18 protein-coding genes are annotated in these 21,489 nt (G+C 63.2%); 8 read left to right on the forward strand and 10 right to left on the reverse strand.

From position 1 onward, the window contains the following. Positions 1-2 precede the first annotated feature (2 nt). Genes CLV78_RS14895 through CLV78_RS14910 form a run of 4 tightly spaced genes read right to left on the reverse strand, consistent with a single transcriptional unit; the run spans position 3 to position 4,188 of the window. On the reverse strand, positions 3-1,268 hold the full coding sequence (locus CLV78_RS14895) for an MFS transporter (RefSeq protein WP_106205624.1): 1,266 nt from the start codon (positions 1,266-1,268) through the stop codon (positions 3-5). Further along, positions 1,265-1,759, reverse strand: coding sequence for a hypothetical protein (locus CLV78_RS14900; protein ID WP_106205625.1), 495 nt, complete (start codon positions 1,757-1,759; stop codon positions 1,265-1,267). Before CLV78_RS14900 ends, CLV78_RS14895 begins: the two co-directional genes overlap by 4 nt. Beyond that, positions 1,752-2,909: an SAM-dependent methyltransferase gene (locus tag CLV78_RS14905; protein ID WP_106205626.1), complete on the reverse strand. Its 1,158-nt coding sequence runs from the start codon at positions 2,907-2,909 to the stop codon at positions 1,752-1,754. Before CLV78_RS14905 ends, CLV78_RS14900 begins: the two co-directional genes overlap by 8 nt. After that, the gene (locus CLV78_RS14910) at positions 2,860-4,188 is read right to left on the reverse strand and encodes an NAD(P)/FAD-dependent oxidoreductase (RefSeq protein WP_106205627.1); all 1,329 of its coding nucleotides are present in this window, start codon (positions 4,186-4,188) and stop codon (positions 2,860-2,862) included. Before CLV78_RS14910 ends, CLV78_RS14905 begins: the two co-directional genes overlap by 50 nt. A 169-nt stretch (positions 4,189-4,357) precedes the next feature. Here CLV78_RS14910 and CLV78_RS14915 point away from each other — a divergent pair, with 169 nt between their 5' ends. After that, entirely contained in the window at positions 4,358-5,131 is a 774-nt protein-coding gene (locus CLV78_RS14915; RefSeq protein WP_106205628.1) for a DUF1365 domain-containing protein, read from the forward strand. Continuing rightward, on the forward strand, positions 5,128-5,850 hold the full coding sequence (locus CLV78_RS14920) for an SDR family NAD(P)-dependent oxidoreductase (RefSeq protein ID WP_106205629.1): 723 nt from the start codon (positions 5,128-5,130) through the stop codon (positions 5,848-5,850). Before CLV78_RS14915 ends, CLV78_RS14920 begins: the two co-directional genes overlap by 4 nt. A gap of 71 nt (positions 5,851-5,921) precedes the next feature. Here the strand turns inward: CLV78_RS14920 and CLV78_RS14925 are convergent, their stop codons facing one another. Beyond that, a complete protein-coding gene (locus tag CLV78_RS14925) occupies positions 5,922-6,443 on the reverse strand; it encodes a glutathione peroxidase (RefSeq protein ID WP_106205630.1) in 522 nt (173 codons plus the stop codon). 205 nt (positions 6,444-6,648) lie between these two features. On the opposite strand from CLV78_RS14925, the gene CLV78_RS14930 reads away from it, so the two are divergent. Together CLV78_RS14930 and CLV78_RS14935 are read left to right on the forward strand one after the other, a co-directional pair. Then, positions 6,649-7,875 carry a glutathionylspermidine synthase family protein gene (locus CLV78_RS14930; protein WP_106205790.1) on the forward strand — a complete coding sequence of 409 codons (1,227 nt, stop codon included), beginning with the start codon at positions 6,649-6,651 and terminating at the stop codon, positions 7,873-7,875. A gap of 17 nt (positions 7,876-7,892) precedes the next feature. After that, positions 7,893-8,477: a DUF1190 domain-containing protein gene (locus tag CLV78_RS14935; RefSeq protein ID WP_106205631.1), complete on the forward strand. Its 585-nt coding sequence runs from the start codon at positions 7,893-7,895 to the stop codon at positions 8,475-8,477. 337 nt (positions 8,478-8,814) lie between these two features. Here CLV78_RS14935 and CLV78_RS14940 read toward each other — a convergent pair whose 3' ends face one another. Beyond that, a complete protein-coding gene (locus CLV78_RS14940) occupies positions 8,815-10,383 on the reverse strand; it encodes a hypothetical protein (RefSeq protein ID WP_106205632.1) in 1,569 nt (522 codons plus the stop codon). A gap of 414 nt (positions 10,384-10,797) precedes the next feature. Here CLV78_RS14940 and CLV78_RS24805 point away from each other — a divergent pair, with 414 nt between their 5' ends. Beyond that, positions 10,798-10,920 (forward strand): hypothetical protein, encoded by a 123-nt coding sequence (locus CLV78_RS24805; RefSeq protein WP_281261150.1) that lies wholly within the window; start codon positions 10,798-10,800, stop codon positions 10,918-10,920. A gap of 167 nt (positions 10,921-11,087) precedes the next feature. Here CLV78_RS24805 and CLV78_RS14945 read toward each other — a convergent pair whose 3' ends face one another. The 4 genes from CLV78_RS14945 to CLV78_RS14960 all read right to left on the reverse strand — a co-directional run bounded on the left by CLV78_RS14945 (position 11,088) and on the right by CLV78_RS14960 (position 16,575). Then, positions 11,088-12,749, reverse strand: coding sequence for an ABC transporter ATP-binding protein (locus CLV78_RS14945; RefSeq protein WP_106205633.1), 1,662 nt, complete (start codon positions 12,747-12,749; stop codon positions 11,088-11,090). 1 nt (position 12,750) lies between these two features. Then, positions 12,751-13,815, reverse strand: coding sequence for an ABC transporter permease (locus CLV78_RS14950; protein ID WP_106205634.1), 1,065 nt, complete (start codon positions 13,813-13,815; stop codon positions 12,751-12,753). A gap of 10 nt (positions 13,816-13,825) precedes the next feature. Further along, on the reverse strand, positions 13,826-14,782 hold the full coding sequence (locus CLV78_RS14955) for an ABC transporter permease (RefSeq protein WP_106205635.1): 957 nt from the start codon (positions 14,780-14,782) through the stop codon (positions 13,826-13,828). Positions 14,783-14,967: 185 nt separating this feature from the next. Beyond that, positions 14,968-16,575 carry an ABC transporter substrate-binding protein gene (locus tag CLV78_RS14960; protein WP_106205636.1) on the reverse strand — a complete coding sequence of 536 codons (1,608 nt, stop codon included), beginning with the start codon at positions 16,573-16,575 and terminating at the stop codon, positions 14,968-14,970. Between the two features lie 271 nt (positions 16,576-16,846). On the opposite strand from CLV78_RS14960, the gene CLV78_RS14965 reads away from it, so the two are divergent. The 3 genes from CLV78_RS14965 (at position 16,847) to CLV78_RS14975 (ending at position 21,471) form a co-directional block, all read left to right on the forward strand. Next, positions 16,847-18,403, forward strand: coding sequence for a trimethylamine methyltransferase family protein (locus CLV78_RS14965; protein ID WP_106205637.1), 1,557 nt, complete (start codon positions 16,847-16,849; stop codon positions 18,401-18,403). A gap of 93 nt (positions 18,404-18,496) precedes the next feature. After that, positions 18,497-19,756 carry a M24 family metallopeptidase gene (locus tag CLV78_RS14970; RefSeq protein ID WP_106205638.1) on the forward strand — a complete coding sequence of 420 codons (1,260 nt, stop codon included), beginning with the start codon at positions 18,497-18,499 and terminating at the stop codon, positions 19,754-19,756. Positions 19,757-19,890: 134 nt separating this feature from the next. Continuing rightward, positions 19,891-21,471 (forward strand): ABC transporter substrate-binding protein, encoded by a 1,581-nt coding sequence (locus tag CLV78_RS14975; RefSeq protein WP_106205639.1) that lies wholly within the window; start codon positions 19,891-19,893, stop codon positions 21,469-21,471. Positions 21,472-21,489 lie beyond the last annotated feature (18 nt).

Consider the following 21,489-nt stretch of genomic DNA (forward strand, 5'->3'; position numbering starts at 1 on the left):
CTTCATTGGGTCGTATCCTCGGTTGGAAGCGCCAGGACGAAGCCCATGGCGAGGAGTTTCAGGATGCAGGGGACGAAGGCGTAGGCGATCGTCAGGGCCCCGATGGCGTCAGGTGTGTTGTCTTCTCCGGGCGCGAAGCCGCTCGCTTGAAGAGCGGGCAGCACAAGAAAGGCTGCAAGGGCAAGTCCGAGCTTTCCGGCGAAAGACCAGATGCCGAACGCGGCCGAGGCGTTCAGTCCCGCACGGGTCAGCGCGATCGAGAACATGGCTGGCAGAACAACCATGTCGGCACCGAGCGCGGCCCCGGAAATCACGCAGATGACGGCGAAGGCGACGCTGTTGCCGGGGCCGAGAAAACCCGCGCCGACAAATCCGAGTATCGCCAGTGGCATAGCGACAAGCAGAACGGTGCGGGCGCCGATTCGGTTGACCAGCCAGGCCCATGCCGGCACGCTCAGTCCGGCGCAGACGAAGAAGAGCACGAGGAAGGGGCCGGCCAGGCCGGGCAGCATCAGGCGGTCTTCCACGAAGAACAGGAACAGGGTCGAGGTGATCGCGACCGGCAGGCTGTTGACCAGCGCCAGGGCAAGCAGCCGCATGGCGCCAGCTTTCCGGAGACCCGCCAGCGAGAGCGCCGCTCCAGGCAGAACCGGACGGCGCCACATCGGCAGTGTCAGGATGGCGACAAGGCAAGCCACGCTCCCCAGTAGAACACCGTAGGCGCCATAGCCGGAGGTCCCGTCGCCCTCGCTCGCGAGAAGGGCAGGGGCCATCGCAGCCAGAACCACGCCGCCCAGCATCCCGGCCTCGCGCCATGCGGCGAGCGTGACGAGGTCGCGCGGGTCGGAACTGCGCGCCAGAGTGGCGCTGCGCCCGTAAAGCAGAATCATTCCGAGGCTGTAGGCAGAGAAAAGCAGCACCAGAACGGCGAGCAATTGCCACAAGACCGCCCCGCCGGGCTCAAGCAGGAAGAGCAGCGGGAACCCCGCCGCGAGGCCGGCCGCCGCGATCATGGCAAACAGGGGTTGCGCCTGCGGCCATCGGTCGATGGCCCAGCCCAGGGCAGGATCCTGCACCAGGTCCACCAACCGAATGGCCAGAAGCAACGTGCCTATGGTGGCCAACCCGACTTCCAGGTGCACGGACGCGAACCGCGGCAGGTGGATGTACAGAGGTATGCCCGCTGAGGCGAGCATAAGCGCATAGAGGCTCACACGCGGATAGCGGTGTCCGGCTTGCGCTGTCTCTGCCTCGGCCGCGACGGTCATTGCCCGCGCAGCTTTCGTGTGAACCGCTGCGAGCGGCTGTTGTCACCGAGGAAGATCGACATGAACCGGTAGGTGATCCCGGAATGCGAAAGCGTACAGGTCTGCCTGCCATTGAGCCGGAAGGAGATGCGATCCGGCCCGTTCGTCACCGCAAGGAACCGGTCGCCTTTGCGCACGTCGGTGAAGCATGTCTCAAGCTGGCCGCGCACGGGCAGCGCGCCACCGGTGCGATCGAGTTCGCGCATCGTGCTTTCAACGAGGTCGAAGGCGGTGAAGTTGCGCAGATAGCGAAGTTCCAACGCAAAGTCCTCGTTCCAGTCGAGCGGTGCGCCGCCCTTCGTGTAGAGCCGCGCCTCGTAGATCGGCAGCCCGAAATGGCGGTAGACGGCCGAACCGCGTTCGCTGGCACCGGAGATGGCAGCCAATGACGGGGATGGCGTCGCAAGAAGCGACGCTGCGAGCAGCAGTGCGGGAAGAATGCGCCTATGCATGGGACAACTCGACCTGGACGACGTTGGTGTGACCGACCGCAAAGGAGGCGGCGCAGATTTCGAGGTAGTACTGCCAGTTGCGGAAAAATGGCTCGCCATGACCGAGGGATTCGATCCGACGTTTCTGCCGGGCCAGCCGTTCTGCCCAGATCCGGCAGGTTCGGGCATAGTCCTGCCCGAAAGCAAAGCTGTTCCGAACGGCGAGCCCAGCCGAGCGCGCCTGATCGGCAATGATCCGGTCGGACAACAACATGCCTCCCGGAAAGACGTATTGCCGGATGAAATCGGACGAGTTGCGATAGGTCTCGAAGAAACTGTCCGGCACGGTGATGGCTTGGACCAATGCCCGCCCGCCCTCGGAGAGGCTCCGCTGGATGGTCCCGAAATAACTCGGCCAGTAACGCTCTCCGACGGCCTCGATCATCTCGATCGAGACGATGTTGTCGTAGCGGCCCTTGATGTCGCGGTAGTCGCGAAGCTGGATGTCCGCGCGACCGTCCAGGCGGGCCTCGGCATAGCACTGCTGGTTGCGGGAAATCGTGATGGCTGAGACATCGCGTCCGGACTCGGCCGCCTGCTCGGCAAACCCACCCCAGCCACAACCGATCTCAAGCACACGCTCGCCGTCCGTCAGACGCGACAGGGCGCGTTCGTTCTTGCGGACCTGCCCATCGGCAAGGCTGCTCGCGCCGGTGTCGAACAGGGCCGAGGAATAGGTCATGCCCTCGTCGAGCCAGAGTTGGTAGAACTCGTTGCCGACGTCGTAGTGCGCGCGAATGTTGCGGCGTGCGCCACGTCGGGAATTCGCCCGCAGGATGCGATCGACCATGCGGAACTTGAACCTGTTCAGGGCGCCGGCGTGATCGTAGGCGCCAAGTTCCTCGCGGTTGCGCATGGCCAGCGTCACCAGACTCTCCACCGACGGCGTATCCCACAGACCCTGGACGTAGGTCTCGCCAAGGCCGACCTGCCCATGCGCGGCAATTGCCGACACGGCCGACCAGTCGCGGATTTCCATCTCGGCCTCGGCGCCGTGGCTGCCGAAGCGGTAGGTCTCGCCATCAGGTGTGCGGAGGGTCAGTTGACCGTCCCGCAGTCGCTCACAGCTGGACAGGAATTCTGTTTTCAGGGCTTTCGATGTCATGTTCATTGCGGGGTCCCTCCATCTGCGTCTGGTTGAGTTGGCGCACGATGCGCAAAGAGCTGGCGATGCCGTCTTCGTGGAAGCCGTGGCGGTTGTAGGCGCCGGCAAACCATGTCCGGTTTTCACCCTGGATGGCTTGAAGGCTACGTTGCGCCTGTAGCGCCGCGCCATCGAAAATCGGGTGGGCGAATTCCTTTCGATCATAGACCAGATCGTCGGGAATTTCCGCAGACGGGTTGAGCGTCACGAAGAGCGGGTCGTTCTCCGGGATCGCCTGCAGGCGGTTCATCCAGTAGGTCAGGCCGATCGCGCCATCCTGGGAGCGATACGCCCAGCTTGACCAGCAAGCCCGCCGAAGCGGCATCTGGCCGGGGTCGCGGTGAAGAACCGCGGTGTTGGGCTGGTAGCGGATCGCGCCAAGGCTGGCACGTTCCTGCGGCGTGGCAGAGCCGCCAAGGATCGCGAGAGCCTGATCGGAATGGCAGGCAAGTACGACCTCGTCAAAGGTCTCCTCATGGCCGCCACGAACCTGCAACTTCGCGCCCTTCTCGTCGCGCGCGAGGCTCACGGCGGGGGCATTGAGGCGAATGGTGACCCCCCGTGCGAGCAATGAGGCCTGAAGGCGATTGATATACTCGACGCTGCCCCCCTTCACTGTCCACCACTGGTGCTTTCCCGATCCTGCAAGAAGGGCATGGTTGCGGAAAAAGCGAACCAGGGATCGCGCGGGGAAACGGTCCACGTCGTCGACCGGTGTGGACCAGATCGCTCCACACATCGGCATCAGGTAGTTGTTCCGGAACCAACCACCGAGTTCCAGTTCCTGCACCAACTCGCCAATCGTCTTCGAATCGTCCTGGGCCGCAGCTTCGGCGTGTTTTCCAAACCGCAGGATGTCCGCGACCATGCCGTAGAATTGCGGGCGCACCAGGTTTCGTTTCTGCGCCAGCAACCCGCTCAGGTTGCCCAGGCTGTATTCGATGCGACCGCCATCAATGCTGGCGCCGAAGCTCATATCGCTTCGGGTCACGGGAACATCGAGATCGGAGAACAGCCGCGTCAGGTTGGGATAGGTCGCGTAGTTGAAGACGATGAACCCCGTATCGACGGGCTGGTCTCCGCGCAGGCCGGCCATGACAGTGCGCGCATGTCCACCCAGGCGCCCGCCGGCCTCGAACAGGGTCACGTCATGGGTCGGTGCGAGGTAATACGCCGCCGAAAGACCGGAGATCCCGGCGCCGACAATCGCGATCCTTTTGCGTGGGGCCGTTTGGCTATAGAACATGTGAACCTCAGTGGAATGATTGCAAACAATACGGCGGGCCGGACGTGGCGGATCAGATAAAGTACTGCCGCACGCAGTTGACGATGCGGCATTTTCCGACGCTTGCGAGATTCGTGGCTTTTTCGGTGTCAGGATCGATCCGGTCGTCGGGGTGTTACGTAGAAAGGCTATGATCGATCACATCGCCGGACATACATTCCACGCTCGACGTGGACATCTGAAACACGCGTTTCGCTACGGCGTGGATTTCGTGCTCGTGGATTTGCCGCTTGAGAACGCTCCACGCCTGCTGTCGGGCAACCGCTTCAACCTCTGGCATCTGTCGGACCGCCATCATGGTGGGCCCCGCGGAGATGGACGTGGCGTTGCCTGGTTCCGTGAGATCCTTGCCGCCCGTGGGTTCCCGCTGGACGACGCACGGCTGGTGTTGCTCACCCAGCCGAGCTTCCTGTGGTTTGATTTCAACCCGGTCAGCTTCTGGATCGCTCTGCGCGACGGGGCGCCGTGCGCCTTCGTGGCCGAGGTCAACAGCACCTTCGGGCAGCGGCATTGCTATGTGTGCGCCCATGACGACTTCCGCCCTATCGAGCGCACGGACAGGCTCACCGCCCGCAAGCTGATGCATGTCTCACCGTTTCAGGAAGTGGCCGGATCATATCATTTCAACTTCGGACTCACCGAGACGAAGGTGGATATCCGCATCGCCTACGAGAACGGAGGCGAAGGCGTGATTGCTACTCTGAGCGGTGAACGCCGCCCGGCCACCAACGCAACCCTTGCACGTGCCGCTATCCGGCGCCCGCTTGGTGCCGCCCGCGTGCTGGCGTTGATCCATTGGCAAGCGCTTGTCCTCTACCTCAAGCGTGCGCCCTTCCTGAAACGGCAGGCTCCGCCGGAAGCCCTGGTGTCGGACGGTCACCCCACCGCAGAGGTTCGGTCATGAACCCGCAGGGCAAGACATACTGGCTGGTCGGCGCGAGCGAGGGGCTCGGTCGGGCGCTGGCGACAGAGTTGGCAGGACAGGGCGCGTCCCTCGTCCTCTCTGCCCGCAATGAAGCGCGACTGGAGGAACTCGCGGCGGAGATTTCCGGCGCCCGCGCGGTGGCGCTCGACGTGACAGATGCGCGCTCCGTTTCCGAAGCGGCCGCAACGATCGGGCCAATCGATGGCGTGATCTACAACGCAGGAGCCTATGAGCCGATGCGCGCAACCGAGTGGAACACCGAGGCCGCACTGGCGATGACGGAGGTGAACTACCTCGGGGCGCTGCGTGTCCTGGGCGAGGTGCTGCCCGGCTTCCTCGACCGCAAGTCCGGGGATATCACGCTGGTCGGGTCGCTCGCAGGCTATCGCGGTCTTCCGGCGGCGGTGGGCTATGCTGCAAGCAAGGCGGCTCTTGTCAGCCTCGCGGAGACGATGCGCTATGACCTGAAGGGCAGCGGCGTCACGGTCCGGCTGGTCAACCCCGGCTTCATCAAGACCCGGCTGACGGACAAGAACGACTTCAAGATGCCGATGATGCAGACCCCGGAACAGGCTGCCGACAAAGTGGCACGCGCGATGAGGTCATCGCGGTTTCGCACCGACTTTCCGGCGCCGTTCTCGTGGGTCATGCGGGGGTTGGACTATCTTCCGGATGCGCTCGCATTCCGTGTGGGATGAACGGGCGGAGCGATGCCCATTCCATTGCGTCTACAAGCAACGCGGAACCCGGTTTCGTCCTTGCATCATCATCAGTTCAGGAGAGCTTCGATTTCCTGCGTGATTTCGCGGGATTGCGGGTTGGTCCGCGCTGGCCAGGTTTTCACCACCGTGCCATCCGGGCCGACAAGAACCTTGTTGAAGTTCCAGCGCGGCGCAAACCCGGTCGCCGCGCGAACATCTTTGTAGAAAGTATGTGCCCGCTTGCCCCGGACATGGGTGATATCCGTCATCGGCAGATCGAGGTCGAAGTTGACAGCGCAAAAATCCTTGACCTGCTCGGCGGTCGCGAGCTCCTGGCGGAAGTCGTTGGACGGCACCGCGAGTACGCGCAGCCCGCGCGCCTGGTATCGATCATGGAGCGCCTGCAGGTCGTCGTACTGTCTGGTGAACCCGCACCGGGACGCTGTGTTGACCACCAGAACCGGGCCACCACGCCAGTCTTCCAGCGAAATGACACCCCCGTCGATCGAGGTGAACTCGCCCGACACGGTTTCGGCGTTCACCTGGTGTCCGAGCACAATCAGGAACGTCAGCGTCAAGATACGAAGCATTCTCTCTCTCCCTGCTTTTGGAATTATACGCAGGGGACCGGCCGCTGGATCACACGTAAGGCCCGTTGCGTCTGCGCTGCCAACCGCGCGCTGCACCCACCGAACCGGTTTTTTCCGGTCGTGGCACAACGCCGGCTTGCGTCGGCACCCGGCAAGGTGCTTATGACGGGACATCTCGATGGAAGGGGGCGCAAGGCGTTCGGACATGCAGAAAATCGACCTCCCCGAGCGACCCGGCTGGCGCGATCAGGCGAAGGAACTCGGCTTTACATTCGCGGACATGCACGGCGAGCCCTATTGGGACGAAACCAGCGCCTACCAGTTTTCCCTGCGTCAGATCGAGGATGACATCGAGGATCCGTCGACCGAGTTACACGCGTTGTGCCGCGAAGCGGCTGCGGCGATTGTCGCCAGCGAAGAGCTGATGGAGAAACTCGGCATTCCCGAACCGCACCGCGATCTGGTCGCCGAAAGCTGGCGGCGCGGCGATCCGGAGATCTACGGGCGGTTCGACTTGGCCTATGACGGGGCAGGTCCGGCCAAGCTCTTGGAATATAACGCAGATACGCCCACGTCGCTCTACGAATCCGCGTCGTTTCAGTGGTCTTGGCTTGAGGGCCAGATCGCCGAACAGGTGCTTCCCCCCGACAGCGATCAGTTCAATGGAATCCACGAAGCCCTTGTGGAACGGTTCCGATCGTTGTTCGAGGAAGGGACGGATCTGCATTTCACCGCGGTCGCGAATGCGCCCGAGGACTATGCCACCGTTGAATGTATTGGCTGGGCCGCCCGGGAAGCGGGTCTTGGGGCGCATTACTGCGACCTGGACAAGATCGGGATCAGCACCGACGGGCAATTCATCGACGACGAGGATCGTGTGATCGGCACGCTTTTCAAGCTCTACCCTTGGGAGGATCTGCTGCGGGATGCCTATGCCGACCACCTGCGCGACGCAGGTTGCCAAATGCTGGAACCGGCGTGGAAAGCGCTGCTGTCGAACAAGGGTCTGCTGCCGGTACTATGGTCGATGTTCGAGGGGCACCCGAACCTGTTGCCTGCCTTTTTCGAGGCAGATATCTCCGATGCGCTGGCCGGGCGGGGGGGCGCCACAGGGGAGAATGCCGCCGCCTTCGACCGCGCGGCGGAATCGCTCGGCGCGGGCCATGTGATCAAGCCCCTGTTTTCCCGCGAAGGCGCATCGCTTGCAATCGTGGAGGCGGGGCGCGAAACTGAAGCCTCGACGAACACCGAATATGCTGCGCATCCCCGGATCGTGCAGGCCTACGTCCCGCTTCCGGTCTTTGGCGGGTTCCGGCCGGTGATTGGTGCCTGGATCGTCGGGCAGGAATGTGTGGGAATGGGACTGCGCGAGGATCGTTCGCGGATCACCCAGGACCTGTCGCGGTTCAAGCCGCATTTCATCGAGAACTGAGCAGGAGAAGGCACGCCATGAGAAAGCGTTCGAGAACCGTGGCCCTCAGCATTGTTGGCGCGACGGCCTTTGCGCTGTCGGGCTGTCGGGAGGAACAGGTCGATGCCCAGGCCTATCCCGATCTTCAAAGCTGCAAGGAAGCGGCGGCTGCCGGGAATGGGATCCTGACGGCGGACGATTGCGAAGCCGCGATCTCCGAGGCGCAGCAACTGCATGTCGAATCCGCCCCGAGGTACGACAGCCTGGCCGTTTGCGAGGAGCAGCACGGCCAAGGGGCCTGCGGGTCAGAGGCGCAGGCCGCAAGCGGTGGGTCCGGCAGTATCTTCATGCCGCTGCTCACCGGGTACCTGATCGGCAACATGCTCAGTGGGCGCGGTGGCTATGCAAGGTCTCAACCGCTATATCGCACGGCCGACGGAAAGTTCACGAATGCATCCGGTTCCAGTGTCTATTCCGGCAATTCCGGCAAAGCGAAGCTGGGCTCCAATCAATTCACCAAGCCGGCCGCGACGGTTGGCAAGCCCCCCATGACAAAGGCTACGGCCGCATCGCGCGGCGGCTTCGGCAAGACCGGCGGGGTGCGTGGGGGCTACGGAGGCTAGCGGGCGTTGCCGTTGATTTCGTTTGACCCGGTGGCATCGACCGGAACCCGCGTTGGGTTGCAGGGAACTGCGCCACGCAGGGTGCGCCACTGTCGCGGCCATGGATGTGACGGTGGCGGCAGCGACGCCTTCGCTTGATCCGAGGTTCACTGCCTCGAAGCTCGGTGCTGCCTTTCTGGCCCATAGGCCGGTCATTGTACTTCAAGGTCGGCGTACGTACCCAACTCGCCGCATTGGTGAGATCTGATCGGGCAACACCGCAATGTGCCTTCGGTGTGTGGCTCTCTGCGGGTGGCCGCAAGCCCATCGGCTTGCGGCCACCCGCACCGGCTCGGTATCAGTCTGCGCCGAAGGTCAACACGATCCCGTCGTAGCTCTTGCACAACTCGCCGGTGTCATCGGCGGGGGCGCTGCACTTGGCATTGAGAATCCCCCAGACAAAATCGACGGGAAAGGCGTCATAGACCGCGCCGCCGTGCGAGTAGAACCACGCCTCGTCCGGAGCGCCTGACGCGCTTTGTTGGTACCCGAATATGTTCAGCCGCGAGATCGAACCGACACCGGCGACGCCCGGGTTGCCGGCCGCGTTGACACTGGCCTGTGAGTGGCACGTCATGCAGGAGGCGGAGTTCACGAAACCACCCTCCGTCACCGACGCTCCCATGAGTGTCGTTACGCCGTCGTTGGTGGTGAAACTCGTTTGCGTCCCCTTCAGCCGATAGTTGCGCCACGCGGGGTCTGCCGGATCCAGCACCGCAGGGTCGGCATCCGTCGCAGCCGTTCCGATGCCAAGGCCATCGTAGAGCCCCGCCAGGGCATCCGTCAGCGTTTCCCCCGTGAGATCCGCCGAATATACCTTGCCGTAGCCCGACGGGATATCCGTGGCGGCGCCGTTCTCCGGTTCTGACAGCGGAAACGGCGGCACGTAGTTCGTCCCATGGAGCGCGCCATCGACCTCGATCCCCCTTGCCGCATAGCCGAAGCTGTCATTGCAGCCGATGAAATCGCATCGGCCTGCGTTGGCAACGTGTTCGATCGCGTACCAGTGCCACCCCGGCAGAACCTTGGACGCGTTGGTCATTGCGACGAGGTAATACAAGCCGCTGTCGACCGGGTCTGCCCCTTCCATTTCCACCGTGATGTAGGGCGTGTCCGGGTTCTGGGGCGGGTCGAGATCCGGATCGATGAGCTTGGCATCGATCATGAAGCGCTGGTGCACCCAGTCGACCTTGACCATGACCGCGTCTTCGGGGAACCGGACGCTGAGATCGGTCCGGTGGAAAGGCACATCCTTGCTAAGTGCCTCATTCATCGCGACGAAACGAGCCCCCAGACCTTCCTTCGTATAAAGGTTGTGCTCGAAGATGTAGCGGAGCATCGGCGCATTGCGATAGACCTGCTCTCCTTCCTCGTCGCGAAGCGCGCGGCCCGGGTCGAGCTCGTCGACGAAGGCGGGCGCATGCCGGTTGGTGGGGGTGATCTTCAGCGTCGGGGGATCCGTCCAGTCGCCGGGCGCATAGGGGCATCCGGCAGGTGGGGCTCCGGCTATCGGCGTGGACTGATCGAGAACACTCGGATCGCAGCAATCGGAATCGCCGGGCGTTGCACAGAGCGGCAGCGGAGAGGCCGGCCAAACCGTTTCGTCGCGTGCGTCGTTCCAGAACTCGTTCCGGATCGACGTCAGAAGGCTCACCCAGGCGAATGCGTCCGGGCAGGTCGCTGCCGGTGTGGCGATCCCGTTCCAGTCCACCACGCCTGCGGCTGCGGTCGGCAGACAGGCCGGGTCATCCTGCACGTAGGCTCGAAAATACATCATCTGTTCCTGCGTGGTCGGGCTTGCCGGTGCCGTCTGGGGCAACACGAGGAAACTGGCCGCGGCAATCGCGACCCCTGTGGTGAAACGCATGCTGAAATCTCCATCCAAAAAACGTTGTGGACAATCGTACCACGAAGCTACGGGCGCCTGTGTTAACGGATCCCGTTCATTTTGAGTCGAAGCCGTTTGGTCCCATCGCCCGCCGCTGGTCTCCGCGAGGGTGGGCAAGACCGGTCCTTGATCCGGCGCGGACGGTTGCGCGGTGATTCGCCTTTGGCGCGGGAGGGGGCTGTGGCGCAGCTGGGGATGTGACTTTCGTGCAATAGCAGGACGCGTCGGAAACACGAAAACGACAGGAGTTATCCTCTTTGCGACGCCACTGAATCGGGTTGTCCGTCGCGTTCACGATTTCATGGAATTTTCCTTGATAGGCTCAATCTGAAAGCCTACGTGGGAATTGAGCCCGGTGAGAGGCGGGGTTCTTCCCTATTGTTGGAGGTTGCGATGCTGACACGCGACGACATGATCCGCGAATACCGTTCGCGCGCCGGGACATTTCCCGCGCTGCTGCTGGTCTATGGTGTTCTTGTCAGCACGCTGGCGCTGTCGGCAAACGCCATTCTGTAGGCAGGCGACAGGCGCAGAACACTCAATCAGAGCCGTGGCTTTGCCGGACGCACCCCGAGGGTGCGCCCGTGTTTTGGCGTTTCATCATCTTCACCAGACACCGGGCGCTTCGCCGCTGGGCGGCAGGATGTGCCGGCAGCGACGAGCCGTTCGGGTCGGGGTGACAATCACGGGTCTGCAGCCTCGCCGATATTGTCGACACCGCGTTCTTCGAGCACCGTGGAAAGCCACTCCGGGTCCATTTCCGGCACGGAGGACAGCAGCAGATCGGTGTAGGGATGGTGCGGCGGGGTGAACATCTCGTCCTTGGGGCCCTGTTCGACCACCTTGCCGTGTTGCATCACGACCACCTCGTCGGCAATGGAACGCACCGTCGCCAGATCGTGGGTGATGAACATGTAAGCAAGGCCAAGCTCGTCCTGAAGCCTGTCCAGCAGCTTCAGGATACCCTCCGCCACGAGCTGGTCGAGCGCGCTGGTGACTTCGTCGCAGATGATGAACTCCGGCTCGGCGGCCAAGGCGCGTGCGATCCCGATCCGTTGCTTCTGTCCACCTGAAAGCTCTGGCGGATAGCGGCTGTAGAACTTGGCCGGGTCGAGTTCGATCAGGTCCAGAAGCTCGTCGACACGCTGCTTCAGCGCCGAGCCATGCAGCCCGCCGTAAAACTGCGCCGGCCGGCCGATGATGTCGCTGATCCGGACCTTCGGGTTCAGCGCCGTGTCCGCCATCTGGTAGATCATCTGCGCCTGTCGCAACTGGTCGCGGGTGCGGTCCTTGTAGCGCGGTGGCAGCGGCTCGCCCTTGCACATGATCTGGCCGCTCATCGGCGGCAGCAGACCGGTGATGCAGCGCGCCGTCGTTGACTTGCCGGAACCGGATTCGCCCACGACGGCCACTGTCATGCCCGGGTAGATGTCGAAGGAGACGTCATCCAGAACCTTGACGCCACCTGTGTAGGCCGCATCCACGTTCTGGACCGAGATCAGGGGCTGCGAGCCGTCTGTCGGGCGGTGGCGTTGCGGCGAGTTGAAGCTTCGGACCGCCCAGAGGCTCTTGGTATAATCCTCCTGCGGACTGTCGAGCATCACCTGCGTGGGGGCCTGTTCGACCTCCTCGCCCTTGAGCAGAACCTTGATCGTGTCGGCCATCTGCGCCACCACGGCCAGGTCGTGGGTGATGTAGATCGCGGCCGTGTCGAACTGGTCCACGATGTCGCGGATCGCGGCGAGAACCTCGATCTGGGTGGTCACGTCGAGCGCCGTGGTCGGCTCGTCGAAGATGATCAGATCCGGCCGGCACGACATGGCCATGGCCGTCATTGCCCGCTGCAACTGCCCGCCAGACACCTGGTGGGGGTAGCGGAAACCGATCTCTCCGGGGTTGGGAAGGCGCAGGCGCTCATAAAGCTCCATCGCATCTTCCTGTGCTTCCAGCCGTTTCTTGATCCGGTAGTGAACCGGCGCCTCCGTGTGCTGGTCGATGATCTTGTGGGACGGGTTGAACGAGGCCGCCGCCGATTGCGCGACATAGGCGATGCGCGAGCCGCGCAGGGCACGCCGCTCGGCTTCCGAGGCTGTCGTCAGTTCCATCCCGTCGAACTCGATCGAGCCATCGGAGATACGCGTGCCGTCGCGGGCATAGCCCATTGCGGCGGCACCGATGGTGGACTTGCCCGCACCACTTTCGCCGATGAGGCCCATGACCTCGCCGCGGTGCAGGGTGAGATCCACGCCCTTGATGATCGGCACCCAGGTCTCGTCGGAATAGCCCTCGATCTTGAGATCCTTGATCTCGAGCAGGACGTCCGCATCCTTGAACTTGTCGTGCATGTTATTGCTCCTTCAGGCCGGAAGTCCGGAACAGCATCCAGTCGACGACGAAATTGACCGCCACGGTCAGCAGCGCGATGGCCGCTGCCGGGATCAGCGGGGTGATGTCTCCGAAAGAGATGAGTGTCGCGTTTTCACGCACCATCGATCCCCAGTCGGCCGTGGGCGGCTGGATGCCAAGGCCAAGGAAGCTGAGCCCCGCGATCAGCAGGAACACGAAGCAGAACTCCAGGCCAAACTCGGCGATCAGCGGTGCCGTGGCATTGGGCAGGATCTCCCGACGGATCAGGTACCAGTCCTTCTCCCCGCGCAGTTTCGCCGCTTCGATGTAGTCCATGACGACGATATTTCCAGCCACCGCGCGGGTCAGACGGAATACCCGTGGCGAGTAGATGATGGCCACAACGACCACGATCACATGCAGGCCGGTTCCAAAGATCGACAGCATCAGCAGCGCGAAGATCAGCGAGGGAATGGACATGATCACGTCCGCCACGCGTCCCATGAGCTGGTCGAACCACCCCCCTTTCACAGCGGCCAGAAGCCCCGCGAGGGCGCCCATGAAGAAGGCGAGGAGCGTTGCGACAAGCGCCAGTCCGACCGAGTTGCGCGCGCCGTAGATGATCCGGCTGAACATGTCACGGCCAAGCTGGTCGGCCCCCAGCAACATGTTCTCGTCCGGTGGAGCGAATGCCTGGCCGATGATCTCGGCCTCGCCGTGTGGTGCGATCCAGGGCGCGAAGATACCGGCGATGGCATAGGTGAAGATCACGAACATGCCGAAGGCGGCCGTGAGCGGCGCCGTGCGCAGCTCTTTTGCGAGCCCGGGCTTCGAGATCAGGATCAGGAACTCCCGGAAGGCATAGGATGTGCCTGCCGCCAGCGCGAGAATGAAGGACGCGGTGGCGACGAAGCGCAGGGCGCCGGCCCCGCCGATGATCCCCAGCACGAAGGAGACCAGCGTCAGTGAAAACAGCAGCATGAAGACATTGCGCTGCTTGTAATAGGCCGCAAGGCAGGAGGCTGCGATCAGGGCCGTGTAATAGATGATGACGAAACTGCTCATGATTCCGCCCTCACTTCGGATGCCGCAGGCGCGGGTTGGTCAGGATTGCCCCGACGTCGGCCGCGAGATTGAGAAGGATGAAGGTCGCTGCGAAGATCAGGCAGCAGGCCTGCACCACCGGGAAGTCGCGCTTGGCGACCGCGTCGACCAGCAACTGGCCGATGCCCGGATAGACGAAAACGACCTCGACGAGCACCACGCCGGTGATGAGATAGGCGAGGTTCAGCGCCACCACGTTGATGATCGGCGCCCATGCATTGGGCAGGGCGTGCTTCACGATCACCTTCCAGGGCGGGGTGCCCTTGAGCCGTGCCATTTCGATATAGGGAGAGGCCAGGAGGTTGATGATCGCGGCGCGCGTCATCCGCATCATGTGCGCGGTCACCACGAGCACCAGCGTCAGCATTGGCAGGAAGGCCCTGTGGAGGAGCTCCAACAGGCCCATGTCACCGCTGAGGCTTGAAATGGCCGGGAACATTGTTGCCCGGACAGCGAGGAAGAGGATGAGGACGTAGCCGAGGAAGAACTCCGGTGAGGAGATCGTCGTCAGCGTCATGACGTTGGCGACCCGATCGAAGATCGTGTTGCGGTAGAGCGCGGTGAAGACACCCAGCAGGATGGAAATCGGCACGGCAATCACCGCGGCGTAGGAGGCGAGGAACAGCGTGTTGACGAAACGATCCGAGATAGCGTCGCTCACCCGTTCGCCGGACACCAGCGACACACCGAAATCGCCCGTCACCGCGCCGCCGAGCCACTCGAAGTAGCGAACGAACGCAGGCCGGTCGAGGCCCAGTTGCTCCCGCATTGCCGTCACGGTTTCCTCGGTTGCGCCCTGTCCGAGCACCGCTTCCGCGATATCGCCCGGCAGGAGCTCCACCGCGAAGAAGATCAGTACCGATACCACGAGAATGGTGCCGAGACCGAGACCCAGTCGTTTGAAGACCAGCCTGGTGAGGTCGCCCATTTGTCCCTCCGAAGCTCCGCCCGGCGACCAGCCGCCCGAGGCGTGTTTCTTGTTGTGAAAACGGCGCCGCCCCTGCGTCGCGTGTGGGGAGCGCCTTCCGTGGCCTGGCCGTCAGCTCGGTCGCACAGTGCCATCGGAGCAGAAAGCCCCGGCGCTAGACAGCGCCGGGGCAGTGAGTGATCGGATCAGCCTGTGAACCACCAACGGCTCGCCGCACGGGCGCCGTCGCATTCCCAACTCGCCGCCAACGCGTCTGGGGTGCCGACATTCGAGCGGTTGGCATAGACGAAGTTGTTGAAGAACGGGATGATGGTGCCGCCGTCGTCGCGGGCCAGCATCGCCATCTCGCGGTAGATCTCGCCGCGCTTAGCATCGTCGAGTTCGGCCTTGCCCATCAACAGCAGTTCGTTGAACCGGTCATTGACCCAGTAGCTCTCGTTCCAGGCCGCGTCGGCCTTGTAGGCCAGCGTGTACATGACGTCCGGTGTCGGGCGCGCACCCCAGGACACGAGGGTGAAGGGCTTCACCAGCCATACGTCGGAGTAATACCCGTCATTGGGTTCACGCACGACGTTGACGTTGATCCCGGCGGCCTTGGCCTGCTCGGCATAGAGAACCGCCATGTCGACCGCGCCGGCATAGACACTGTCGGCCGTGCTGAGGCTCACCGTGAGCCCTTCGGCACCGGCTTTCTTCAGCAGTGACTTCGCCTGATCGGGATCATACTCGCGCTGCGGGATGTCCTCGGGCCAGTACGGTTGGGCCGGCGAGTGGTGGAAGTCGTTGCCCTTGGTGGCGGCGCCGAAGGCGATCTTCTCGATGATCTCGTCGCGGTTCATCGCCAGCTTCATCGCGTTGCGCACATCCGGATTGTCGAAGGGCGCCTTGTTGCAATGCATCGGCATGGTGATCGCACCGGCCGAGGGGATATTGTGGATGGTGATGTTCGGATCCCGCTGCAAGAGCGCCATCGTCTTCAGCTCGATCAGCGAGACCGCATCCACGTCGCCGGTGACCAGCGCGGTCTGGCGCGCGTTGGGATCGTTCAGAACGAGGATCTCGACCTTGTCGAAATACGCGCCTTCGCGGTGCCAGCCGTCATGGCGCGACAGCTGCCAGTTCACACCGAACTCGCCGCCGTCGATCTTGTAGGGGCCCGTGCCGTCGCCGGATTTCCACTCGATGGTGCCGTCGTCATTGGCCGGGCAGATGGCGAAGTGGTAGTCGGTCATCAGCCACGGCAGGTCGGCATTGCCGCCGGTCAGGGTGATCTTGACGGTGTAGTCGCCATCCTTGGTGATCTCGACAACGTCGCTCAGGAGTGCCTTGGCGGCAGAGGTCGTGTCGTCGCCGCGGTGGTGGTTCAGCGACGCAATCACGTCATCGGCGGTGCATTTCTTGCCGCTGTGGAAGGATGCGTTCTCGTTGATCTTGAACGTCCACTCGGAGGCGTCTGCGGAGGCTTCCCAACTATCGGCAAGGTCCGGGCCAAGCGACCCGTCGCCGTTGATCATCGTCAGGTAGGACCGATGGGTATGGGCCAGATAGATCATCTGCCGGGTCACGTAGGAGCCCGGATCGTGTGTATCCGAGGTGTTGCCGTCGTGCAGACCCCAGCGGAACGTGCCGCCGGACTTGGGCTGCGCCGCGGCCTTCGTCGTCCACAGCCCGGTGGCCGTGGTCGCCGTCAGGCCGGCGGCGATGGACGTGTTGATGAAGTCGCGACGAGAAATGCGACCGGTACGCGCCGCATCCGCAATTCGATTGATCAGGACTTGGTCTTTCTTCGACATTCTGGTCTCCCGTTGGATTTCGTGTCAGTCGGCGTCGTTGCTGCGCCGTTGGTATTCGAGCGTTTCCTGCGCAGGCGGGGAGGGATTGCTCAAATACGACATGCTCTTAACCAAACACGAACAGGACGCGAGTTCTACCCCGACAGGCGAGAAACTCGATTTAACCCGTGGGCAGAGGAAGTCGGAATCGGTTGGATCGGTTCGTTTTTTGCAACGTGCCGGTTGCATCGCCTCCGGCATGCTGTGCGAAAGCAGCTTCGAGTGACCCGACATGACCACAGAAACGATCCCCTCCGGGAGCCGTGCCGGCGGCCCCGCAGCCCGGCGCGCCCGGCGCGCCAGACCCGACCTGCGGATGCTTCCGGGCTTGCACAACCGCCTTCCGCGCTGCGAGCCGATGACCCCCGACGAGGTCGCCCGGATCGACGCGGCATCCATGGACATCCTCGAAGACGTCGGTGTCGTCTTTCGTGACGAGATCGCGCTTGGGGATTGGCGGAACGCCGGGGCGGATGTGCGCGGCGAGCGTGTACATCTGGATCGCGGGCTGGTCCGGAACTTGATCGCGACAATACCGTCGGATTTCACCTACACCGCCCGGAACCCGGCGAACAGCTTGCGGCTCGGTGGGCGCGATTCGATCTTCGTCCCGATGACGGGCGCGCCCTTCCTGCGCGATCTCGACGACCGGCGGCGGAGTCCGACCCTTGATGACCTCGCCATGTTCCACAAGCTGGCCCAGATGTCGCCGGCGCTGCATTCGAGCGCGCATCACATCGTGGAACCCTGCGACCTGCCCGTGAGCCACAGGCACCTGCATATTACCTATTCCTCGATGAAACACTCGGACAAGACCTTCATGGGCATGACGACCAGCCCGAAGAACGCCGAGGACGTCATGGAGATGTGTGCGATTCTCTTTGGTGCCGAGTTCATGGAGAGCCATCCGGTCACTACCGGGAACTGCAACGGCAACTCACCCCTCGTCTGGGACGAGACGATGTTGGGAGCCATGCGCGCCTTCTGCCGCCGCAACCAGCCGGTGCTTTGCTCGCCCTTCGTGCTGGGCGGCGCCAACACGCCCGCCTCAGTCGCACCGACGGTGGCGCAGCTCAACGCCGAGGCGCTTTCGGCGCTGGCCTATACTCAGGTCATCCGGCGCGGATGCCCGGCAATCTATGGCCACTATCTCTCGACAGTTTCCATGAAGTCCGGCGCGCCGATGGCCGGCACACCGGAAATCAGCCTGATGAACTTCATGATCGGCCAGATGGCACGGCACTACGATGTGCCCTGGCGGACGTCCAACACGCTGGGTGGCGCCAAGACCTTCGATGCGCAGGCAGGTTATGAGAGCGCCACGACACTCTCGGCGGTCATCCATGCCGGTGCCAACTACATCTGGCATTCGGCGGGCTGGAACGAGGCGGGCATGCATTGCTCCGTGGCCAAGTTCATCGTTGATGCGGAGCAATGCGCCATGGCCTATCGCATGGCCGAGGGAATCCGGTGGGACGATTTCGATGCCGGGCTGGAGGCTGTGCGGGACATCGGGCCAGGCGGGCACTACCTTGGCCACCCGCATACGCAGGACAATTTCCAGCGGGCGTTCTTTCTGCCGGAGTTGTTCGACAACAACTCCATCGAGCAATGGCAGGCCGAAGGGGCGGTCGAGATCACGGGACGCGCTCTGCGTCAGGCGCGCAAGTTGCTTGATGTCTATATCGAGCCGGCCCTCGACGAGGCGAAGGACGAAGAACTGCGGGACTACATCGTGCGCCGCGAGGCCGAGATCCCAGCGGTGGAGGCACTCAACCAGGAGTTCTGACAACCGCGTGGACGCCACAGGGCGTCGCAAACGGGCCATCCTTCGCCTGGGTAAGTCGGCAGATTGAATGTGCGACAACGCCCGGAGGCACCGATGACGACACTGGACTGGCACGCGGATAGATCCGACCTGCACGATCTCGCACTGCTCGACCGGGCGCCAGAGAGCGAGGGAATCGACCTTCCCGCGGTGCGGCTCTACCGGCAGGGGCGTGTGCGCGCAGAGATGACCTCACGCGGCATCGACGCGCTCATCCTCTCCGACGCAATCAACATCCGCTATGCCACCGGAACGCGGAACATGCAGGTCTTCACCGCGCGAAACGCGCCATCGCGCTATCTGGTGCTGACCGCGAACCGCTCCATCCTTTTCGAGTTCACCGGCGCCCTTCATCTTGCCGAAGGCTACGAAACAGTGGACGAGGTGCGCGCCGCCCGGACCGCGAGCTTTGTCGCCGCCGGTCCCCAAATCGCCGAACGCGAGCGTGGCTGGGCGCGGGAAATGGCGGACCTGCTGGCGGAGTTGCTGGGACAGGGCGCGGCCACGGTCGGGCTGGAGCGGATGAACGCAGGCGTCGCGCTCGCGCTTGCCGATTGCGGGCTGAGGATCGTCGACGCGCAAGAACCGGTCGAGATGGCGCGCGCCGTCAAATCCGACGAGGAAATGAAATGCGTGCGCGCCTCGCTACGGGCGACCGAGCGTGGGGTCGCCGCCTTGCGCGCCGCCATCCGGCCGGGCCTGACCGAGGCGCAGCTCTGGTCGGTGCTGCACCGTTCGATCATCGCCCAGAACGGCGACTATATCGAGACCCGCCTGCTCAACGCAGGCCAGCGCACAAACCCCTGGTTTCAGGAGACCGGACCGAACGTGATCGGAGAGAATGAACTCATCGCGCTGGACACGGATGTGGTCGGCTGCCACGGCTACTACTCGGACTTCTCCCGCACCTTCCATGCCGGTCCCGGCGCACCATCCGTCACCCAGAGGGAACTCTACCAGACAGCGTTCGAACAGGTGAGCCACAACATGTCGATCCTGCGCCCAGGCATGTCTTTCCGCGACTATGCCAACGCGGCCTGGGATATCCCGGAGAAGTACTATGCCAACCGCTACTACCTCTCCGCCCATGGATGCGGGATGAGCGGCGAATACCCGTATCTCTATCATCACGGCGATTTCCCGGATGCCGGTTACGATGGCGAAATCCTTCCGGGGATGACGATCTGCGTGGAAAGCTTCATTGGCGAAGAAAGGGGCGACGAAGGGGTGAAGCTGGAGCAGCAGGTGCTGATCACAGAGACCGGCACCGAGTTGCTATCGCAATTTCCCTTCGAGGAGGCCTTGCTGAGTTGATCGCCGCAATGTGAGGGAGCGATAGGCTTTCCATTCCGACCTCGAGGGGACTATGCTCCAAACCGACATCTGATGTCGGAAATTGACAATGATCGGGGCACCACACGCCCCGGCTAAACGAAAGACAGGGAAGCATGAGCCACAACAGGAAAAATTCGACATTCGCGCGCCCGACGCGTCGGGCCTTTCTCGGCACCACGGCTGCTGCTGCCGGACTCGCGTCGGCGGGAACGCTTCTGGGGACTCGCGCGGCATTCGCGCAGCCCAAACGCGGTGGCACGATCCGGGTCGCCAAGGGCCACGGCAACACCGGCGACACGCTCGATCCTGCAACCTGGACCAACGGCTTCACCGTGGCCCTGACCTACGGGATGAACGGTTTCCTGACCAAGGTCGGCGTTGACGGGTCTCTGGAGCCGGACGTCGCCGAAAGCTGGGAGGCGACCCCGGATGCAAAGACATGGCGGTTCAAGATCCGCTCCGGCATGACCTTCCACTCCGGCAAGCCCGTGACGCTCGACGACGTCATCGCTTCGGTCAACTACCACCGCGGCGAGGATTCGACATCGGTTGCCAAGCCGCTGGTCGCGCCGATCGTCAACATTGCCAAGGAAGGCGAGGACACGGTTGTCTTCGAACTGGAAACCGGCAGCGCCGACTTCCCCTTTGTCTTCACCGACTATCACATGGCGATCTGTCCGGCCGATGGCGACAGCATCGACTGGCGTTCCGGCGACGGCTGCGGCCCCTACAAGCTCGTGGAGTTCGACCCCGGCGTGGTCGCCCGTTTCGAGCGTTTCGAAGACGACTGGAACCAGGATCGCGGCTACATCGACAAGGTTGAGATGCTGTCCATCGTGGACCTGAACGCGCGGACCACGGCGCTGGTCTCCGGTGATGTCGATGCCATCGACAAGCTGGACCTGAAGACAGTGGCCCTGCTCGGACGCAACCCCGGGATCTCGATCCATTCCATTGCCGGGCCTCAATACTACAGCTTTGCCGCGCGGGCAGACACGTCGCCGCTGGACAATGCGAATGTCCGTCTTGCGTTGAAGCACGCGATTGACAGGCAGGAACTGGTCGACAAGATCCTCTTCGGGCACGGAACCGTCGGAAAGGACCAGCCGATCGGCCCCAGCTATCGCTTCCACGACCCCGATCTGGCCCAGACGCCCTACGATCCCGACAAGGCGAAGTTCTACCTCAAGGAAGCCGGGCTCGACGGTCTGAACGTGCAGCTTTCGGCGGCCGACGCGGCCTTCCCCGGCGCCGTGGATGCCGCCGTGCTCTACCAGAACTCGGCTGCCGCGGCGGGCATCACAATCGACGTCAAGCGGGTGCCGAACGATGGCTACTGGTCCGATGTCTGGCTGAAGGCACCGTTCTGCGCGGTGTATTGGGGCGGTCGTCCGACCGAAGACCAGATCTTCACCACCGCCTATGCCGGCGGGGCCGCATGGAACGACAGCTACTGGGCCAATGGTCGTTTCGATGAACTGCTGGTCATGGCCCGGGCGGAGCTGGACGAGGACAAGCGGCGCGCGATGTACGCGGAAATGCAGCAACTCGTCTCGACCGATGGCGGCACGGTGTTGCCGATGTTCGCCAACTTCGTCTTTGCCACCGGCAAGCGTGTCGTTCACGGCGACATGGCGTCGAATTTCGACCAGGACGGCGAGCGCTGGATGGAGCGTTGGTCGCTGGCCGACTGACGGCTCAACTGGCGCGCC

This window comes from Aliiruegeria haliotis (genome assembly GCF_003003255.1).
GTDB lineage: Bacteria > Pseudomonadota > Alphaproteobacteria > Rhodobacterales > Rhodobacteraceae > Tropicimonas > Tropicimonas haliotis.

Excerpts from the sequence above, each read along its gene's own strand:
- CLV78_RS14930 (WP_106205790.1), top strand. The coding sequence starts at position 6,649 with ATGCAGAAAATCGACCTCCCCGAGCGACCCGGCTGGCGCGATCAGGCG.
- CLV78_RS14960 (WP_106205636.1), bottom strand. The coding sequence starts at position 16,575 with ATGTCGAAGAAAGACCAAGTCCTGATCAATCGAATTGCGGATGCGGCG.
- CLV78_RS14940 (WP_106205632.1), bottom strand. The coding sequence starts at position 10,383 with ATGCGTTTCACCACAGGGGTCGCGATTGCCGCGGCCAGTTTCCTCGTG.
- CLV78_RS14945 (WP_106205633.1), bottom strand. The coding sequence starts at position 12,749 with ATGCACGACAAGTTCAAGGATGCGGACGTCCTGCTCGAGATCAAGGAT.
- CLV78_RS14965 (WP_106205637.1), top strand. The coding sequence starts at position 16,847 with ATGACCACAGAAACGATCCCCTCCGGGAGCCGTGCCGGCGGCCCCGCA.
- CLV78_RS14975 (WP_106205639.1), top strand. The coding sequence starts at position 19,891 with ATGAGCCACAACAGGAAAAATTCGACATTCGCGCGCCCGACGCGTCGG.
- CLV78_RS14915 (WP_106205628.1), top strand. The coding sequence starts at position 4,358 with ATGATCGATCACATCGCCGGACATACATTCCACGCTCGACGTGGACAT.
- CLV78_RS14910 (WP_106205627.1), bottom strand. The coding sequence starts at position 4,188 with ATGTTCTATAGCCAAACGGCCCCACGCAAAAGGATCGCGATTGTCGGC.
- CLV78_RS14935 (WP_106205631.1), top strand. The coding sequence starts at position 7,893 with ATGAGAAAGCGTTCGAGAACCGTGGCCCTCAGCATTGTTGGCGCGACG.
- CLV78_RS14925 (WP_106205630.1), bottom strand. The coding sequence starts at position 6,443 with ATGCTTCGTATCTTGACGCTGACGTTCCTGATTGTGCTCGGACACCAG.
- CLV78_RS24805 (WP_281261150.1), top strand. The coding sequence starts at position 10,798 with ATGCTGACACGCGACGACATGATCCGCGAATACCGTTCGCGCGCCGGG.
- CLV78_RS14895 (WP_106205624.1), bottom strand. The coding sequence starts at position 1,268 with ATGACCGTCGCGGCCGAGGCAGAGACAGCGCAAGCCGGACACCGCTAT.
- CLV78_RS14900 (WP_106205625.1), bottom strand. The coding sequence starts at position 1,759 with ATGCATAGGCGCATTCTTCCCGCACTGCTGCTCGCAGCGTCGCTTCTT.
- CLV78_RS14970 (WP_106205638.1), top strand. The coding sequence starts at position 18,497 with ATGACGACACTGGACTGGCACGCGGATAGATCCGACCTGCACGATCTC.
- CLV78_RS14920 (WP_106205629.1), top strand. The coding sequence starts at position 5,128 with ATGAACCCGCAGGGCAAGACATACTGGCTGGTCGGCGCGAGCGAGGGG.
- CLV78_RS14950 (WP_106205634.1), bottom strand. The coding sequence starts at position 13,815 with ATGAGCAGTTTCGTCATCATCTATTACACGGCCCTGATCGCAGCCTCC.
- CLV78_RS14905 (WP_106205626.1), bottom strand. The coding sequence starts at position 2,909 with ATGAACATGACATCGAAAGCCCTGAAAACAGAATTCCTGTCCAGCTGT.
- CLV78_RS14955 (WP_106205635.1), bottom strand. The coding sequence starts at position 14,782 with ATGGGCGACCTCACCAGGCTGGTCTTCAAACGACTGGGTCTCGGTCTC.